Origin of the sequence: Pseudomonas sp. NBRC 111143 (genome assembly GCF_001320965.1) — a bacterium.
GTDB lineage: Bacteria > Pseudomonadota > Gammaproteobacteria > Pseudomonadales > Pseudomonadaceae > Aquipseudomonas > Aquipseudomonas machongensis.
On record NZ_BCBT01000016.1, the window covers coordinates 1 to 16,800 of the forward strand.

14 protein-coding genes and 1 riboswitch are annotated in these 16,800 nt (G+C 64.7%); of the genes, 7 read left to right on the forward strand and 7 right to left on the reverse strand.

What is annotated here, in order from left to right; all coding sequences use genetic code 11:
* Positions 1 to 18 precede the first annotated feature (18 nt).
* Entirely contained in the window at positions 19 to 906 is an 888-nt protein-coding gene (gene ispA / locus APH44_RS11180; RefSeq protein ID WP_054892756.1) for a (2E,6E)-farnesyl diphosphate synthase, read from the reverse strand.
* Entirely contained in the window at positions 903 to 1,145 is a 243-nt protein-coding gene (locus APH44_RS11185; protein WP_054892757.1) for an exodeoxyribonuclease VII small subunit, read from the reverse strand. Before APH44_RS11185 ends, ispA begins: the two co-directional genes overlap by 4 nt.
* Positions 1,146 to 1,400: 255 nt before the next feature.
* Here APH44_RS11185 and APH44_RS11190 point away from each other — a divergent pair, with 255 nt between their 5' ends.
* From APH44_RS11190 to APH44_RS11200, 3 genes are read left to right on the forward strand one after another with little or no spacing between them, the layout of a single operon-like run.
* Positions 1,401 to 2,804 (forward strand): MBOAT family protein, encoded by a 1,404-nt coding sequence (locus APH44_RS11190; protein WP_054892758.1) that lies wholly within the window; start codon positions 1,401 to 1,403, stop codon positions 2,802 to 2,804.
* Positions 2,791 to 3,933: an SGNH family hydrolase gene (locus tag APH44_RS11195; protein ID WP_054892759.1), complete on the forward strand. Its 1,143-nt coding sequence runs from the start codon at positions 2,791 to 2,793 to the stop codon at positions 3,931 to 3,933. Before APH44_RS11190 ends, APH44_RS11195 begins: the two co-directional genes overlap by 14 nt.
* 1 nt (position 3,934) lies before the next feature.
* On the forward strand, positions 3,935 to 5,125 hold the full coding sequence (locus tag APH44_RS11200) for an SGNH/GDSL hydrolase family protein (RefSeq protein ID WP_054892760.1): 1,191 nt from the start codon (positions 3,935 to 3,937) through the stop codon (positions 5,123 to 5,125).
* 57 nt (positions 5,126 to 5,182) lie between these two features.
* Here APH44_RS11200 and ribB read toward each other — a convergent pair whose 3' ends face one another.
* The 3 genes from ribB to rtcR form a co-directional block, all read right to left on the reverse strand.
* Positions 5,183 to 5,833 (reverse strand): 3,4-dihydroxy-2-butanone-4-phosphate synthase, encoded by a 651-nt coding sequence (gene ribB, locus APH44_RS11205; protein ID WP_054892761.1) that lies wholly within the window; start codon positions 5,831 to 5,833, stop codon positions 5,183 to 5,185.
* Positions 5,834 to 5,912: 79 nt separating this feature from the next.
* Positions 5,913 to 6,054: riboswitch (FMN riboswitch) on the reverse strand.
* A gap of 265 nt (positions 6,055 to 6,319) precedes the next feature.
* Complete coding sequence (locus tag APH44_RS11210; RefSeq protein WP_082421015.1) at positions 6,320 to 6,592, reverse strand: DUF3077 domain-containing protein; 273 nt, start codon at positions 6,590 to 6,592, stop codon at positions 6,320 to 6,322.
* A gap of 323 nt (positions 6,593 to 6,915) precedes the next feature.
* Positions 6,916 to 8,505, reverse strand: coding sequence for an RNA repair transcriptional activator RtcR (gene rtcR, locus APH44_RS11215; protein ID WP_054892763.1), 1,590 nt, complete (start codon positions 8,503 to 8,505; stop codon positions 6,916 to 6,918).
* 592 nt (positions 8,506 to 9,097) lie between these two features.
* On the opposite strand from rtcR, the gene APH44_RS11220 reads away from it, so the two are divergent.
* From APH44_RS11220 to APH44_RS11230, 3 genes are read left to right on the forward strand one after another with little or no spacing between them, the layout of a single operon-like run.
* Entirely contained in the window at positions 9,098 to 10,228 is a 1,131-nt protein-coding gene (locus tag APH44_RS11220; protein WP_054892764.1) for a slipin family protein, read from the forward strand.
* Positions 10,229 to 10,249: 21 nt separating this feature from the next.
* Positions 10,250 to 11,455 carry an RtcB family protein gene (locus APH44_RS11225; protein WP_054892765.1) on the forward strand — a complete coding sequence of 402 codons (1,206 nt, stop codon included), beginning with the start codon at positions 10,250 to 10,252 and terminating at the stop codon, positions 11,453 to 11,455.
* 37 nt (positions 11,456 to 11,492) lie between these two features.
* Positions 11,493 to 12,302: a nucleotidyltransferase domain-containing protein gene (locus tag APH44_RS11230; RefSeq protein WP_054892766.1), complete on the forward strand. Its 810-nt coding sequence runs from the start codon at positions 11,493 to 11,495 to the stop codon at positions 12,300 to 12,302.
* A gap of 99 nt (positions 12,303 to 12,401) precedes the next feature.
* Here APH44_RS11230 and APH44_RS11235 read toward each other — a convergent pair whose 3' ends face one another.
* Both APH44_RS11235 and APH44_RS11240 read right to left on the reverse strand, forming a co-directional pair.
* On the reverse strand, positions 12,402 to 13,880 hold the full coding sequence (locus APH44_RS11235; RefSeq protein ID WP_054892767.1) for a serine hydrolase: 1,479 nt from the start codon (positions 13,878 to 13,880) through the stop codon (positions 12,402 to 12,404).
* 28 nt (positions 13,881 to 13,908) lie between these two features.
* On the reverse strand, positions 13,909 to 14,826 hold the full coding sequence (locus APH44_RS11240; protein ID WP_054892768.1) for a LysR family transcriptional regulator: 918 nt from the start codon (positions 14,824 to 14,826) through the stop codon (positions 13,909 to 13,911).
* 416 nt (positions 14,827 to 15,242) lie between these two features.
* Between APH44_RS11240 and APH44_RS11245 the strand changes: the two genes are divergently transcribed.
* The gene (locus tag APH44_RS11245) at positions 15,243 to 16,799 is read left to right on the forward strand and encodes an ABC transporter substrate-binding protein (protein ID WP_054892856.1); all 1,557 of its coding nucleotides are present in this window, start codon (positions 15,243 to 15,245) and stop codon (positions 16,797 to 16,799) included.
* Position 16,800 lies beyond the last annotated feature (1 nt).

Below are 16,800 nucleotides of genomic sequence, written 5' to 3' on the forward strand. Positions count from 1 at the left end.
GGGGATTGGCATCAACGCTTAATGGCGGCGCTCGACGATATAGCGCGCCAGCGCCCGCAGCGGCTCGGCGCTTTCGCCGAACCCTTCAAGTGCGACCAGCGCCTGGTCGCGCAGTTCGATCGCATAGGCCTTGGCGGCATCCAGGCCGAGCAGGGCGGGGTAGGTTGGTTTGTCACGAGCGATGTCGGCGCCCTGGCGCTTGCCCAGGGTGGCGGTATCGCTTTCGACGTCGAGGATGTCGTCCTGCACCTGAAACGCGAGGCCGATGGCCTGTGCATAAGTCTGCAAGGCATCCAGTTGGGTGGCTTCGGCACGGCCGCTGGCCAGGGCGCCGAGACGCACGCTGGCCTCGATCAGTGCGCCGGTCTTGTGCCGGTGCATGTATTCCAAGGCCTGCTGGTCGAGCTTGACCCCGACCGAACCGAGGTCGATGGCCTGGCCGCCGACCATGCCGGCCGGGCCTGCGGCCTTGGCCAGGGCCTGGACCATGGCCAGGCGGATGGCGTCAGGCTGCGGGCTCAGGTGCGCATCGAGCAGCGCGCTGAAGGCCAGGCTCTGCAGGCCATCGCCAGCAAGGATCGCGCAGGCTTCGTCAAATGCCTTGTGGGTGGTCGGCTGACCGCGGCGCAGGTCGTCGTCGTCCATGGCTGGCAGGTCGTCATGCACCAGCGAGTAGGCATGGATCAGCTCTACCGCGCAGGCCGCGCCGTTGGCTTGCTCGGGCGCAACGCCAAAGGCTTCGCAGGCGGCGTAGGCGAGCAGCGGGCGTACACGCTTGCCGCCGTTCATCACGCTGTAGCGCATCGCTGCGTAGAGCCGTTCGAGCTCCTTGGACGGCGCCACGAACAGCGGCTCGAGGGCGGCGTCGACGCGCGCCTGGCAGGCGCTCTGGTAGCTGTTGATCATTCCTGCGGTTCCGCGTCGAAGGGCTCGGCGGCCAGTTCGCCGTCACGCTCCAGGAGGATCTGCACCTTCTGTTCGGCCTGGGCCAGCGCGCCCTGGCAGTCGCGGGTCAGGGCGATCCCCTGCTCGAACGCTGCCAGCGACTCTTCCAGCGACAGCTCGCCGGTCTCCAGGCGCTCGACCAGGGCTTGCAGGTCGGCGAGGGATTGTTCGAAATCGATGGAGGTTTTCTTGCGGGCCATGGCGACTGTCTCGGTGGCGTTTTTAACGGCGCGACACTAGCAGAGCGGGGCGGGGGGAGCAAATTACGGTACCTCCCAGGAGGCAATCCGTTGGTAGTATTTTGTTGCACTTGCTTCAGAAGTTTCTTATTGCAATTTGAGACGTGGTCGGATTGTGACCCCATGGGGGCTCTGCCATAATCCCGCGCGCTCTGGCCTGGGCATCTTGATAGCCTTGGGCCATCTTCTTCTCGACGTCACGTAACGGACTACGTTGTGAGCTTCCTTTCGATCGAATTCGGCCTCTGTTTCACGCTCTTCTTCATTGTCTACTGGAGCCTGTGCTGGAGCCTGCGCCTGCAGAACCTGCTGCTGCTTGCGGCCAGCTACGGCCTGGTGGCGAGTTTCAGCCTGCAATCGTTATACATCCTGCTCGGCTACAGCGTGCTGGTGTATCTGCTGGGGTTGCTGGCTGCGCGCCAGCCCGGCCGCTGGTTCAATGGCGTTTTACTGCTGGCGCTGGTGTTGGGGTGTTTCTACCTCTTCAAGTACCAGGAGTTTTTCGCCGCCAGTGTGCAGGGCGCATTCACGGCTGTCGGGCTTGAGGTGTCGCTGCCGGTGCTCGAGCTGCTGGTGCCGATCGGCCTTTCGTTCTATGCCTTCCATTCGGTCAGCTACCTGGTGTCGATCAACCGCGGCGAGATGGCCTCGGCGCCGCCGCTGGACCTGGCCCTGTACCTCGCCTTCTTCCCCAGCCTGATCGCAGGGCCGGTCAATCGCGCGGCGCATCTGCTGCCGCAGATCCGCCCGCAGGCCATGCGTGAAGTGCTGGAGCCGCAGCGGGCGCTTGGCCTGATCGCCCTGGCGGTGGTCAAGCTGTTCCTGCTCAGCGGCTGGCTGGGCAGCCAATGGGTCGATCCGGTATTCGAAACTCCGGGCAGCTTCACGCCCGAGCAGGTGCTGCTCAGCGTCTATGGCTACAGCTTCCTGATCTATTTCAACTTCAGCGGCTATACCAACCTGGTCACTGGCATCGCCCTGCTGCTGGGTTTTCGCCTGCCGGAGAACTTCAACGCGCCTTATGCCGCGCGCAATCTCAAGGAGTTCTGGGGGCGCTGGCACATCAGCCTGTCGCGCTTCATTCGTGACTACATCTACATCCCCCTGGGCGGCAATCGCAAAGGGGTGTGGCGCGGCAACCTGAACATGTTGCTGGCCATACTGATCTCCGGGCTGTGGCACGGCGCGAGTCTGAATTTCATTCTCTGGGGTGCGCTGCATGGGGTGGGGCTGGCGCTGTACAAGCTGTTCGAGCAGTTGTGCCCAGGCTTTGTGCGCCTGCCGGGCAGCGGGCTGCTGGCGCGCCTGCTGACGTTCCACTACGTCGCCTTCGCCTGGATCTTCTTCCGCAGCCCAACCCTGGATGGCGCCTGGGAGATGCTTGGCGATATCGCCCAGGTCAGCCTGGCCGGGCTCGACTCGGCCACCGGTGTAGCGCTGCTGGCCTGCGTGTTGTACGTCGCCACGTATCCACAGTGGCTGGCGTCCCTGCGCCAGGGCTTCGTAGCTAGCCAGCGCCTGCCCTGGCAACTGTACCCACTGCCACTGGCGATCTTCGTGTCGCTGGTGATCTTCGCGTCGCAATCGGGTGTGCCGGGGTTCATCTATGCAAGCTTCTGATATCCGTCAGCTGGTCCGGGTGCAGATGGGCGCGGCGCGCACGCTGTATGCCATGGTGGTCGCCACAGGCCTGCTGTTCTGGCTGAACCAGGACTCGATCAGCCTGTATTGCCAGCAGAAGTATCACGACAGTTGCGAACTGCCGGTGCTGGGGCAGTTGCCAGCCTGGCGCCTGGGCGCGGGCCTGACCACAGCGCTGGAGCAGGGCCGTGACAGCTTCCTCGACAGCCTCAACGGGCAGGTTGCGGTGGCGAGTACAGAGCCTGTGGTGGAACTGCCGCCGCCGATGCCGGTGGTGAGTGTCGATCTGCAGGCGCCTGTGGCCAGGCCTGAGCATGTCGCTACAGCTGCCCCGCACCCTGTCGCACCGGCACCGGCACCGGCACCGGCACCGGCACTGGCACTGGCACCACCGCCCGCTGCCGTGGTCGTGAAGCCACCGCTGCCGCAGATGGTCGCACCGGGCACCCTGGCGTCGTTGGCGGCGGGCGATGAAGTGTTCCTGGTGGGTGACTCGCTGATGCAGGGCGTCGCCCCGCACCTGGCCAACAGCCTGCGCAAGCGCTACCAGATCCACACCATCAACCTCAGTCGGCAGAGCACCGGGCTTGCCTACCCGGGCTTCTTCAACTGGCCGAAGACCGTCGCCGACACGCTCGCCAGCGCGCCGAAGGTCCGCCTGATGGTGGTATTCCTCGGCCCTAACGACCCGTGGGACATGCCCCAGGGCAAGGGCAAGCCGTTCCTGCGTTTCAAGTCGCCGGAGTGGGAAGTGGCCTACCGTGAGCGCATCGACGCGATACTCGAGCAGGCCCGCGAGCACAATGTCCAGGTGATCTGGGTCGGCCCGCCGAACATGGAGAAGTCGCGGCTGTCGACGGCGATGAGCTACCTCAGTGGCCTTTATCAGGAGCGCACCAAGCAATTCGGCCAGCACTACGTCTCGGCCAACCCGATTCTCGGCTATCCCGACGAGCAGTTCTCGTATACGGTGCAGACGCCGGAGGGCAAGCGGGTCAAGGTCCGGGTCGACGACGGCATTCATTTCACCATCACGGGCCAGAAGATGATCGCCGCGCAGGTACTGTCACTGATCAGCTTCCCGGTCCTGACTGCAACAGGACATTGAGATGCGCCTATGGCATCACCTGCTGGGCGTGGCGCTGCTGATCAGCGCCTTGCCCGCGTGCAGCACCGGCGCCAGCGCGCCACCCCAGCCTGCGGCCAAGCCCGCCGTTGTCGCCAATGTGCGCGACGACGGCAACCTCGCGCTGCTCGCCGGCAAGTTCCGCAACGCCGGCCGTGCGCCCGTTTCCATCGTCCAGCTGGGGGATTCGCACACCGCTGCCGACCTGTTCAGCGGTGAGTTGCGCAAGCTGCTGCAGGCCCGCTATGGCGACGGTGGCATTGGCCTGGTGCCGGCTTCGCCCGTGCCGGGAATTCGCAACGACCGCGTGATCGTCACCAGCGAGCGCCGTCAGTGGGAACTGGTTTCTGCGCGCAACCAGCAGAGCAGCCAGTTTCCGTTGGGTGGCTACTTGTCGTTGCCGGTGGTCGATCGCCCCGGCTTGAAGATCCAGGCCCGCGACCCCGACGCACAACGCTACCGGATCTCGGCCCTGTATCAGGCAACGCGCAGCAGCACGTTGGTGGCCAACGGCAGCCAGCGCCGCATGCTGCCGGCCACCAACGGTGAGTGGCGCTTCAGCCCAGCCTTCATCAATCTCGGCCTGCCGGTGCAACTGAGTGTGGAGGGTGTCCAGGGCGTGGCGCTGGGTGGTTGGTATATCCAGGGCCAGAAAAACGCCGGGGTCACCTATTCGTCGCTGGGTATCAACGGCGCACGGCTGGAGGTGGTCGACAAGTGGCAGGCGGGTTGGCAAGGCACGCTCAAGGCGCTGCGGCCTGACCTGGTGATCCTGGCCTATGGCACCAACGAAGCCTTCGACGACAAGCTCGATCTTGCCCTGTACCAGTCGCAGTTGGAGGCCACCTTGGCCCGGTTGCGCCAGGAAATGCCCAAGGCGGCCATCCTGCTGGTCGGACCGCCCGATTCGATCAAGCAGCGCAAGGCCGCCAGTTGCGCTGCTCGCCAGCCGCAGCCGCTGGCGAGCGTGATCCGCATCCAGCGCCAGGCGGCGCAGAAGTACAAGGCACTGTTCTGGGATTGGCAGGCAGGGATGGGCGGGCCGTGCTCGATTGTCGCCTGGCAGGCCAGCGGCCTGGGGCGACCAGACCTGGTGCACCTGACTGCCGAGGGCTATCGCAAGAGTGCGGCGATGTTGTACGCCTATCTCAAGGGGCAACTGGGGCTGCGCTGAGTGCTGTACTGGTAGGAGCGGGGCAAGCCCGCACCTACCAAAGAGCCGCGCTGCAGATCAGGCGGGTTGTGCCTCAAGCTCCAGCATTGCTTCGCGATAGCGCGCCAGCTCCTCGATGGTCACTACCGGCAGGTTGTACTGGCGCGCATACACGGCCACCTGCTCGCCCCGGGCCATGCTGCCGTCGGGGTTCATCAGCTCGCACAGCACCGCGGCTGGCCGCAACCCGGCCAGCCGCGCCAGGTCCACCGAGCCTTCGGTATGGCCGCGACGGGTCAGCACGCCGCCATCACGCGCACGCAATGGGAACACATGGCCAGGGCTGACGATGTGACGTTGCTCGGCGGTCGAGCGCAGTGCGGCCTCGATGGTGGTGATCCGGTCCTGGGCCGACACGCCGGTGCTCACACCCTCGGCCGCCTCGATGGTGACGGTGAAGCCGGTGCCGTGGCGGGCCTGGTTGTTCTGCACCATGGGTGCGAGCTGCAACGCATCGACCGTAGCTTCGTCCAGGCACAGGCAGACGATGCCGCTGCAATCGCGAATCATCATGGCCATGGTCTGCAGCGACAGGTTTTCGGCAGCGGCGACGATATCGGCTTCGTCCTCGCGATCGTCGTCGTCGAGCAGCAGCACGGGGCGCCCGGCCTGGAAGGCTGCGATGGCGGCGGTGACGTTGGGGAATTTCGAGTGGTGCAAGGTGGACATGAAACGCTCCTCGTGAATGATCGATGAACGTCTCGGGGCGAACAAAATGCGCGCGCAAGGGCGCCCGATGGCCCCGCGCTTGCGCCTTCTTTCATCCGGACTATGACCGTCGGCTCTGGAGTCTCACCAGATCTGCTGACCCCCGGCATGGCCGGGGCGCTCGCGGGCTTATCTTTCGATTTACCGCCGGTGGGGACTTTCACCCCGCCCTGAAGACCGGGGGAGCATACCGCAAACCGACCGTTTGCTGGCAAGCCCTGCTTAAGTCGATGCCCGCTTCCCCCTCGATCCCTGTAGGAGCGGGCTTGTCCCGCGATCGGGCGCGCAGCGGCCGCAATCCAGGCGACTATCTTTTCCTGAAACACCTCGGGGCCTGGTTTTACGGCCGCTGCGCGCCCGATCGCGGGACTAGTCGGGACGCCGAACCGCCGCTCCCACAGGGATTGGGCTGAACTTTAAATTTTGGGTCAGACAGTTGCCCTCAGATCAGTGCAGCCTGCCGCGCTCGACATCCGTCATCAGCGCTTTGGCAAAGGCGCTCAGGTAGTCGGCGGCGGTCAGCAGCCGGGCGTCCTGCTCCATGAGCCCTTCGTGCAGCAGGTGGCGGATGCAGGCAAGCAGGTTCATCACTTCGTCGTAGGCGTGTTCGGCGGGAATGCCGGGCAGGATGCGGAACATGTCCACAGGCGGGTTGCCGGATTCATTGAAAGTTTCCAGGCCTGCAGTCAGGAGAGGTGGGTCGGGGACGATCTTTTTTATGGCTTTACTCCTTGGTGCAAGGGAGCCGCCACATCTTTCTCAAGGATTTTGGGTGGCGGCCGCGCGCGGGGTGAGAAAACCGAGGGAGCAAAGAAAACTCGGCCAGACCGAAGTCTGCCCGCGCGCGGCTGCCATAAAGACATGCTCGTTTACTCATCAACGGGTTCTCACACCCGGCCGCAAACATCGCGACCCAGGGACGTTATTCCTGAGGTGATTTCCCGACAACAGAGAAGCTTCGGCAAGGCGCGTAGGATACTTCCCAAGCCTGCTTGACTCGAAGCATTTGGTTTCAGATTGGGAAACGTCCTACGGCCTAGCTGTCACCCCTGACCCTTCACCTGCTGCCAATCCAGCCTGAACCGCGCCAGGTACTTGCGCAGGCGATCGGCGTCGTTGGGGTTGGCCTTCTCCTGGCGCGACACAGCGAACAATTGGCGCCCGGCCTCGGACAGGCTTGCTGCGCGGCGGCAAACGTCGATCACCGCCTGCAGCTGCACCTGGTCGAACAGGTCCAGTTCGCGTCCGGCCAGTACCGGCTCGCTCTCGGCCTCCAGGCCCCAGGCATGACGCAGGCGCTCGATCTCCTCTGTCACCAGGGCTTCGTCTATTCGCCCGCTGTCGGCCAGTGTCGCCATGCGCGTGATCGAGGCCGACAACTCGCGAAAGTTTCCGGCCCAGCGGGCTTCGCTGGCGTGGGCGAAGGCCAGGTAGCTGCGTTTGGCCTCCAGGTTGAAACGCACCTGCCGGCCTTGTTCGCGGGCATGGCGCTGCAACTCGAAGTCCAGGTTCGGCTCGATGTCTTCGCGCCGCTGCGCAAGCCCCGGCAGGGCGAAGGTCCACAGGTTGATACGGGCGAACAGGTCTTCGCGAAACGAGCCTTCGGCGACCTTGGCGCGCAGGTCGCGATGGGTGCCGGCGATCAGTTGGAAGTCGCTCTGCACTTCGCGGTCCGAGCCCAGCGGGAAGAAGCGCTTCTCTTCGATGGCCTTGAGCAGCATGGCCTGCTCGTCGGCGCCTAGCTCGCCGATCTCGTCGAGAAACAGCATGCCGCCGTCGGCAGCGCGCAGCAGGCCATCGCGGGCGTTCTGCGCACCGGTAAAGGCGCCCTTGGCATGGCCGAACAGGGCCGACATCGCGCCATCGCCGCGCAGGGTCGCGCAGTTGACCTCGATGAACCGCCCCTGCAACTGGTGCCGGCCACGCTTGAGCTCGTGAATGCGCCGGGCCAGGAACGACTTGCCGGCGCCGGTAGGCCCGACCAGCAGGATCGGTGCCTTCGAGCGCAGGGCGACGCGTTCGATCTGTTCGATGGTGCGGTTGAATGCCGCGTTGCGCGTGGCAATACCGGACTTGAGCAGCGACTGCGCCTCGACCTGCTGGTGGCGAAAGCGCGAAGCGATCAGGTCGTAGCGCGACAGGTCAAGGTCGATCAGCGTGGCGATACCGGCCGGGTCGCTGGCTTCGTCGTGTTTGCGTGAGGGCGAGGTCTGCACCAGGCGCGCGGGCAGGTAGCGCGCTTCGGTGAGCAGGAACCAGCAGATCTGCGCGACATGGGTGCCGGTGGTGATGTGCACGAGGTAGTCCTCGCGCTCGGTGTCGAAGGGGTAGCCGCTGGAGAAGTCGTGCAGGGCGCCATAGACCTCTTCGAAATCCCATGGGTTACGCAGGCTGAGTGGGTGCAGTCGCACCTCGGTGTGGGGTGACACCTGCTGGACGTCGGCACGGATGCGTTCGGCCAGGCTGACGTCACGTACGCCGGGGCCGTGAATCAGCTCCAGGCGATCGAGCGGCAGGTCTGACTGGCGGCACAGGCCGATCGTGGGGCGCCAGCGGTTCCAGCGTGCGGCGCCCTTGCCATTGCGGTCGAGGGTGGTGCCGAGAAAACCGATGGCAACACGGGCTTTGCTCATGGAGTTATCCCAGAAGATAAAGTCTTATCCAAGTATATATGAATGACCGGGTTTCCTGCGGCCACTAAAATTGCCAGCAAACCAGATTTAAAAAATAAATCGTTAAAAATCAGTTATTTAATAAATAGCTCGAGCAGTCTCCAAAAGCTGGCACGCCGCTCGCGATATCCCTCTCGACCGAATCGCCAGGCAGGCCCAAGGGCAAGGGGTTGAGACCCCGCTGGTGCACGTACCCACTCAGGTGTCGGTGTCGTGCATGCCGCCGCTGCAGCGACCGGTCGCCCTGTGCAGTACCCGTGAAACGGCTGCGCAGACGCTCGCCGGGAAGCCCCGGCACTACCCTCCTACGGTAGCTGTGAACGTAACACCCGCTGGTGCGGTGCAGGTCAGGCAAGCAGGGCCAGGATGGCCCCTCGACGGCCACGGACGTCTGCACCACCGCCGGCCCACCCGGCCTGCCGGCCGGACCTGGCGCAACGAAGGACGCCGCCTGAGCCTTGCTCACGGTGCCTGACTCCGCCAGGTCTCGCCCGCAGTGCCCGGTGTGCCGGCACCACCGGCAACCCTGGATATGGATGAAAAGGATAGAAAGATGAAATTGTTCAAACGCTTTGTCGTGAAGAAGAACGAACGTGGCCTGCTGCTCGATGAAGGCGACTTCGAGGCCATCCTCGAGCCTGGGCAGTATTCGCGTGTCGACTGGCGCGACCGGCTGACGGTGCAGACCTTCAGCCTCAATTCCCCGCTGTTCGACCATCCGCTGGCAGGCTACCTGCGCCAGCACCAGCCGCAGTTGATCGAGCAGTATTTCGAGCGCATGGACCTGGGCGAGGATGAGCTGGGCCTGCGTTTCGAGGACGGTCGGCTGGTCGAGCTGCTGGCACCTGACAGCCGTCGCCTGTACTGGAAGGGCCAGGCCCGGCAGACCCTGGAGCGAGTCGACCTGAGTGGCGGACGGCGCGTGGCGCCTGCATTGCTCGCACGATTGAACCGTCCGGGCATGGCCGGCCTTGAACATGTGTTGCTGGTCAGCGTGCCGGCGTTCCATGTCGGCGTGCTGAAGATCGACGGCGCCGTGTTCGACTTGCTCGAAGCCGGGCAGTATGGCTTCTGGCGCTGCGGCAGCCAGGTAACGGTGGAAACCGTCGACACCCGTGTGCAGGCGCTGGAGGTCGGCGGCCAGGAAATCCTTACCCGCGACAAGGTGAACCTGCGTCTGAACCTGGTCGCCAACTGGCGCTACGCCGACGTGCTGATGGCCCATGCACGCTTCAGCAAACCGGTGGAGCACCTGTACCGTGAACTGCAATTCGGTCTGCGCGCCGCAGTGGGGACTCGGACCCTGGACGAGTTGCTGGAAGACAAGCAGTTCATCGACGACAGCATCAGCCGCCACCTGCAGACGCAACTGCCGGGCAGCGGTCTGGAAATCAGCAGCCTCGGGGTGCGCGACATCATCCTGCCGGGCGAGATGAAGACCCTGCTGGCGCAAGTAGTGGAGGCGGAAAAGGCGGCGCAGGCCAACGTGATTCGTCGCCGTGAGGAAACCCAGGCGACGCGCTCGCTGCTCAACACCGCCAAGGTGATGGAAGGCAGCCCTACGGCCCTGCGCCTGAAGGAGCTGGAAACCCTGGAGCGGGTGGCCGAACGCATCGACCGGATCTCGGTATTCGGTGGTCTGGATCAGGTATTGAATGGCTTGGTCAGCCTCAGGGCAGGCTGATCGAACACGAGGAACAAGGACATGAACCTGTTGGAAGTGGCCGGCGGCAAGCCGATCAAACTGTGGACCGATGGCGTGCCGGTCGAGGACGACGCGCGTCGGCAACTGATGAACACCGCACGCATGCCGTTCATCTTCAAGCACCTTGCGGTGATGCCGGACGTCCACCTGGGCAAGGGCTCGACCATCGGCAGTGTGATACCCACCGTGGGTGCGATCATCCCGGCAGCGGTTGGCGTGGACATCGGTTGCGGCATGATCGCCGCACGCACCTCGCTGCACGCGCGCGACCTGCCGGACAACTTGCATGGCTTGCGCAGTGCCATCGAGAAGGCCGTGCCCCATGGCAAGACGTTCGGTCGTCGTGACCAGGGCGCCTGGGGCGAAGTGCCGAGCCAGGCCGACCAGACCTGGGGCCGCCTGGCCGGACGTTTCAAGGTGATCACCGACAAACATCCGCAACTGGAGAAGACCAACAACCGCAGCCACCTCGGCACCCTGGGCGGCGGCAACCACTTCATCGAAGTCTGCCTGGACGAGGCCGATCGCGTCTGGTTCATGCTGCACAGCGGTTCGCGTGGGGTGGGCAATGCCATTGGCAACCTGTTCATCGGGCTGGCCCAGGCCGACATGCGTCAGCACCTGGCTAACCTGCCGGACAAGGACCTGGCCTATTTCGAGGAAGGTAGCCGGCATTTTGCCGACTATGTCGAGGCGGTGGAGTGGGCGCAGGACTTTGCCCGGCAAAATCGCGAACTGATGATGCAGGCGGTGGTGGCAGCGACCCGCAAGGTGCTGGGCAGGCCTTTCGAGGCCAGCCTGGAGGCGGTCAACTGCCATCACAACTATGTGCAGCGTGAGCAACACTTCGGGCGCGAAGTGCTGGTGACCCGCAAGGGCGCGGTATCGGCGCAGAAGGGTGAGCTGGGCATCATTCCCGGCTCCATGGGCGCGAAGAGCTTCATCGTCCGTGGGTTGGGCAATGAAGAGGCTTTTTGCTCGTGCAGCCACGGTGCAGGGCGGGTGATGAGCCGGACCAAGGCCAAGAACCTGTTCACCGTCGAGGACCAGCAGCGTGCCACGGCCCATGTGGAGTGCCGCAAGGACAAGAGTGTGATCGACGAGATTCCGATGGCCTACAAGGATATCGATGCGGTCATGCAGGCCCAGCGCGAGCTGGTGGAGGTTGTGCACACCCTGCGTCAGGTGGTGTGTGTGAAAGGTTGAAGCAGGCGCCAGGGGCGCCCTGACAAGGAGTGAAGAAATGTACCAGGAGGACCCACATCCACTGTCCGACGCCATGCGCATGCGGGTGCTCGAAGAACTGCAGCGCATCGAGCGCGAGCATGACGTGACTGTGCTGTACGCCTGCGAGTCCGGCAGCCGCGCCTGGGGCTTCGCCTCGCCGGACAGCGACTACGACGTGCGTTTCGTCTATGTGCAGCGTGCCGAGTGGTACCTGCGCGTGGAGGAGCCACGCGATGTGATCGAGCGACCCCTGAGCGATGAGCTGGACGTCAGTGGCTGGGAGCTGCGCAAGGCACTGCGTTTGCTGCGAGGTGCCAATCCGAGCCTGCTCGAGTGGCTGGGCTCGCCGTTGGTGTACCGGGCCGACGAGCAGGCCCGTGAGCAACTGGGCGCGCTGGCTCGTGCGTTCTATTCGCCACGCGCTGTGCGCCACCACTACCTGTCGATGGCCCGCAAGAACCTGCGCGGCTATCTGTTGGGTGACACGGTGCGGCTGAAGAAGTACCTCTACGTGATCCGCCCGTTGCTGGCGGTGCGCTGGATCGACCAGGGCCTGGGTATGCCTCCGACTGCGTTCACGGCACTGCTCGAGCGAACCGTCGATGAGGCAGATGTGCGCCAGGCGATCGATCAGTTGCTCGAGCGCAAGCGCCGGGCGGGCGAGACGCAGCACGGGCCGCGGGATGACGTGCTGCATCGGTTCATCGAGGCCGAGCTGGCGCGGGCCGACACGGTCGAGGTGGCGCGTGGCGAGCGCAGCGACACTGGAGTGCTGGATCGCTTTCTGCTGGAGACGGTCGGGCGGTTTCAGGCGCAGTACGGTTGAGCCTGTGATTTCGAGGCCGGCGCAGCATCTGTGGGAGCGGGCTTGCCCGCTCCCACAGGGATTGGGCTGGTCTATAGATTTTGAGCAAGACAGTTGCTGCTACACGTGTCGGGTCGGGTTGTGGGTGCTCATTCCATACAGCGGCTCCCAGGCACGGATGCCGCTGTTGATGTTCACGCTGCGCTCCAGGCAAACCCGTTCGCCTGCAAAGCTCAGGTACACCCGATCGCGGAATGCCGAGCGCGGGTACACCCATTCCAGCTCCAGTCGATCTGCCGCCACCCAGCGCGCCGTCGCCACCACCGGTGCATCACGCAGTGCATAGCCATGGTGCAGTTGTGCCCCCGGCAACGAGCTGGTGCCCGCGACCCAATGATCGATCCCGGCTTCGATGCGCTCGCTGCCCGTCGCCTCTACCCACTCCATCACCAACCGCTCGCCGGCCTGCAACAGATTCAGCGTTTCGATGCCATACGGATTGGCCTCGAGCGCAAAGCTCATCCGTGCAGGGAGCGGCTGGGTCGGACGTGCGAGCGAGCGCAGTGGTTGCTCTTCGGCGAAACGCTGGAGCTCCTCGCGTAGCCGTTCGTCACCTGCGGCCCCAGCCTGTTCACCGCGCAGCGCCGCGCTCAGATGACGATCGATGAAGGGCGTCACCTGCGCCGACTTCTCCATCGCGCCGAATACTGCCAGCGTGGCGCGCTCGCCGGGGATCACGGCGGCCATCTGGGCGAACACGCCCACGGCGCTGTAGCCGTTCGCCGGGCGGTCGGTCCACCAGTGATAGCCATAGCGACTGCCCTCGCCACCCTGGGCGCGCGTTGCCGCCTCCACCCACGCCTGCGGCAGAACCTGCTCGCCGTTCCAGCGCCCGCCGTCACGGTGCAGCATGGCCAGCTTGAGGACATCCACAGGCCGCGCCGTCAGGCCGTTGCCGCCGGGGCTGATGCCTTCCGGGCTGATGTCCCAGTGCTGCGCCTCGAAGCCCAGCGGCTCGAGCAGGCGCGGCTTGAGGTAGTCGTGCAGGGTGACGCCAGCAACCTGGGTCAGCACCGCCGAGAGCATGTAGCTGGCGGCACTGGTGTAGACGAAGTCGGTGCCCGGCGCGCTGGTCAGCGGGATGCGGAAGAACTCCTCGACCCAACTGCCGTCGATGCCGCGCCAGATCGAGCCGGAGGTGTTGCCGCCGTGGCCGGTGCGCATGGTCAGCAGGTGCTCGACGGTGATCTGCGCTGCGCGTGGGTCGGTGGCACCTGCCGCCGCTTGCGGGAAGAACTTTGTCAGAGGGTCGTCCAGGCGCAGCAGCCCTTCGCCGATGGCCAGGCCGATGGCGCAGGCGGTGAAGCTCTTGGTGATCGAGTGGGTCACCCGTGGCGTAAGCGAATCGTACGGCCAGCGCCAGGCGTCCACCACCAGCACGCCGTCGCGCTCGAGCATCACCCCGTGCAGTTCGAGCCCGGCCTGTTGCACCGCCTCGAGAAAGGCGGCGACCTCGAAGCCGTCGATGCCGACGCTGGAGGGCAGCCCACGGGGCAGGTCATGGGCGGCAGGCTGATCGGCGGTGATTGGCTGGGGCATGGGTATTCCTCATGATGCGGGACGTTGTTCAGTCGGCGGTGCGCGGGTGGACCAATCGGCTGTAGGACACCAGCATGCCGATGAAGACCTGGGCCACGCTGGTCAGCGTCGCGTTCTTGCGGGTGATCAGGGCCACGTCGCGGTGGCTCAGGCGCTCCTCGATGGGGATCTTCACCAGCGAGGAGGAGAACAGTTTCAGCGACGGAATGATCGCCGGCTCGATGGTCAGGTAGTCGGTCTCGGCGACGATGTGCAGGGTCTCGAGCAGCGATTCGGTGGTGATGCCGATCTTCGGCATGCCCAGCCCGTGGGCGCGGAACAGCTCGATCAGGCGGCCCTCGGTGCCGCCGACCAGGCCGTCGCGGCGCACGCTGATCCATTTGCACTGGGTCAGGTCGCGTACCGAGCGGGCATCACGCAGCGGGTGATCCTTGCGTGCGATCACCCCGGCGCGGGACGCGTGCAGGCGCTGGATGGACAGGTCGATTTCATCGACGTGGGCGGGCAGGGCGCACAGAGCGAAGTCCAGGCGGCCTTCGCGCAGTTTCTCGATGAGGATCTTGGTCGAACCGCTGGTCACCTCGAGGCGGGTCTGCGGGTGCTGCGAGGTAAAGCTTTCGAACACCGGCACCAGCAGTTCGGCCAACGGTTCGGAGGTGACGCCCAGGGCTACATGGCCCTGGGGTTCGACCAGGGCACGGACGTCAGCCACGGCGCGGTCGCAGTCCATCAGGATGGCGCGGGCGTGGGCGATGAAGCGCTGGCCGGAGTCGCTGAGGCGGATGCCCTGGTTGGTGCGGTGCAGCAACGGGCCGCCGAGCTCGCGCTCCAGCGCCTGGACCGACTGGGTGAGGGTGCTTTGCGCGATGTTCAGTGCGCGGGCCGCAGCCCGGAAGCTGCCCATGTCGACCACGGAGCAGAAGGCGCGCAGGTGGGTCAGGGTCATTATTGTTCGAACTCCGCAGGGTGCGTGGGGGCCGTGCTTGATGCGGCCATGTTAGAGAGCGATCGAATTTGCCGTCAGTGCGCTTTTGCTGATCCCGATAGCTTTATTGGATCAGGTGTTTCCGGGCGAAGGGCCCGTTATGACCAGCGCAGCATGGCCTTTGCCGAACGATTTTGGCAGGGGTGCACGGCAAGTCTGCGATCAGCGTGATTGGCTATGCCACTCATGATCGGAATTTGTGTGCTTACGCAGCGACGCCACCTGAGACAGGATGCGCCAGGCATCGCTACCGGGCCTCGGGCGTACGTCACCCCAGAGCCACGGTCATAACAACAACAACGAGTTCCCGGATCGGGGCGCAACCTTTCATGACTCTGCCGCCGACTGCATTGGATCTCGAGCCCGAGGGGAATAACTTGAACAAGACTCTGATTCTGATGACTGGCCTGATGGCCTCCATCTGCGCCAACGCTCAGACACAAAACACCCTGAATGTCGCCCTCAACGCCGACATCCGCAGCACCCAGCCAGGCGTCAACCGCGACACCAACTCCGATGCGGTGGTGCTGCACCTGTTCGAAGGCCTGGTCGCCTTCCGCGAAGACGCAAGCGTCGGCCCGCTGCTGGCCAAGGAAGTCGTCACTTCCGACGACGGCCTGACCTACACCTTCAAGCTGCGCGACGGCGTCACCTTCCACAACGGCAAGCCGCTGACCTCCAAGGAAGTGCTCTGGACCTGGCAGCGCTACATGGACCCGGCCACCCAGTGGCGCTGCACCGCGTCGTTCGACGGCCACAGCGGCGCGAAGATCGTCGATATCAAGGCCCCGGACGCGCAGACCGTGGTCTTCACCCTCGACCAGCCCAACGCCCTGTTCCTGGCGAGCATGGCGCTGCCCGAGTGCGGTGGCAGCGGCATCATGCACCCCGACTCGGTGGTCAATGGTGAATGGACCACGCCGATCGGCACCGGCCCGTTCAAGCTGGCGACCTGGAAGCCGGGTCAATACGTTGACCTGGACCGTTTCGCCGAATACAAGGCGCGCGACGAGGCTGCCGATGGCTATACCGGCAACAAGTCGACCACCCTCGACCGCGTGCACATGACCATCATCCCGGATCCGGCCGCCGCCAAGGCTGCGCTGCTGTCGCGCAACGTCGACATGCTCAACGACGTCAGTGCCCTGGAAGCCAAGGAGCTCGAAGCGCTGCCTGGCGTGCGTATCTCGGCGAGCACCACCATGTCGACCAGCGCCGTGCTGTTCCAGACCAAGGACCCGCTGTTTTCCGACGTGCGCATGCGCCAGGCATTGGCCCACGCGCTGGACACCAGCACCATCGTCACCGCGCTGACCGAAGGCCGCTCCAAGCCCAACCCTTCGATGGTCGCCTTGGGCAGCCGTTACCACACCGCGGCGCAGGACAAGGGCTGGGGCTACTCGCCCGAAGAAAGCAAACGGCTGCTCAAGGAGGCCGGCTACAAAGGCCAGCCGATCCAGCTGATCACCAACAAGCGCTACCCGAACATGTTCGACATCGCCGTCTATGTGCAGGCCATGGCCAGCCAGGTCGGCCTGAACATCCAGTTGCAGACCATGGAATGGGGCACCCAGCTCGAGCGCTACCAGAGCGGTAACTACCAAGTGATGGTTTCCACCTATTCCGAGCGCCTGGACCCGGCGCTGAACTACGACGCTGCCGCCGGCGACAAGAGCAAGGAGCCGCGCAAGGTCTGGGATGACGCCAAGGCCCGCGAACTGATCGCCGAAGCCCGCCGCGAAGGCGAGCCGGCCAAGCGCCAGGCGCTGTTCGACGAGCTGCACAAGGACATGCTGCGCGACCTGCCGCTGATCCCGCTGTACAACGGCAATGCCATCACCGTGACCCGCGAGTACGTGCAGGGCCAGCGTCCATGGCCGGTGTCCAAGCCGCGCCTGTGGATGATCAGCCTCGATAACCAGGGGAAGAGCTGAC

Excerpts from the sequence above, each read along its gene's own strand:
- APH44_RS11195 (WP_054892759.1), top strand. The coding sequence starts at position 2,791 with ATGCAAGCTTCTGATATCCGTCAGCTGGTCCGGGTGCAGATGGGCGCG.
- APH44_RS11240 (WP_054892768.1), bottom strand. The coding sequence starts at position 14,826 with ATGACCCTGACCCACCTGCGCGCCTTCTGCTCCGTGGTCGACATGGGC.
- APH44_RS11220 (WP_054892764.1), top strand. The coding sequence starts at position 9,098 with ATGAAATTGTTCAAACGCTTTGTCGTGAAGAAGAACGAACGTGGCCTG.
- ribB (WP_054892761.1), bottom strand. The coding sequence starts at position 5,833 with ATGTCCACCTTGCACCACTCGAAATTCCCCAACGTCACCGCCGCCATC.
- APH44_RS11230 (WP_054892766.1), top strand. The coding sequence starts at position 11,493 with ATGTACCAGGAGGACCCACATCCACTGTCCGACGCCATGCGCATGCGG.
- ispA (WP_054892756.1), bottom strand. The coding sequence starts at position 906 with ATGATCAACAGCTACCAGAGCGCCTGCCAGGCGCGCGTCGACGCCGCC.
- APH44_RS11225 (WP_054892765.1), top strand. The coding sequence starts at position 10,250 with ATGAACCTGTTGGAAGTGGCCGGCGGCAAGCCGATCAAACTGTGGACC.
- rtcR (WP_054892763.1), bottom strand. The coding sequence starts at position 8,505 with ATGAGCAAAGCCCGTGTTGCCATCGGTTTTCTCGGCACCACCCTCGAC.
- APH44_RS11235 (WP_054892767.1), bottom strand. The coding sequence starts at position 13,880 with ATGCCCCAGCCAATCACCGCCGATCAGCCTGCCGCCCATGACCTGCCC.
- APH44_RS11200 (WP_054892760.1), top strand. The coding sequence starts at position 3,935 with ATGCGCCTATGGCATCACCTGCTGGGCGTGGCGCTGCTGATCAGCGCC.
- APH44_RS11185 (WP_054892757.1), bottom strand. The coding sequence starts at position 1,145 with ATGGCCCGCAAGAAAACCTCCATCGATTTCGAACAATCCCTCGCCGAC.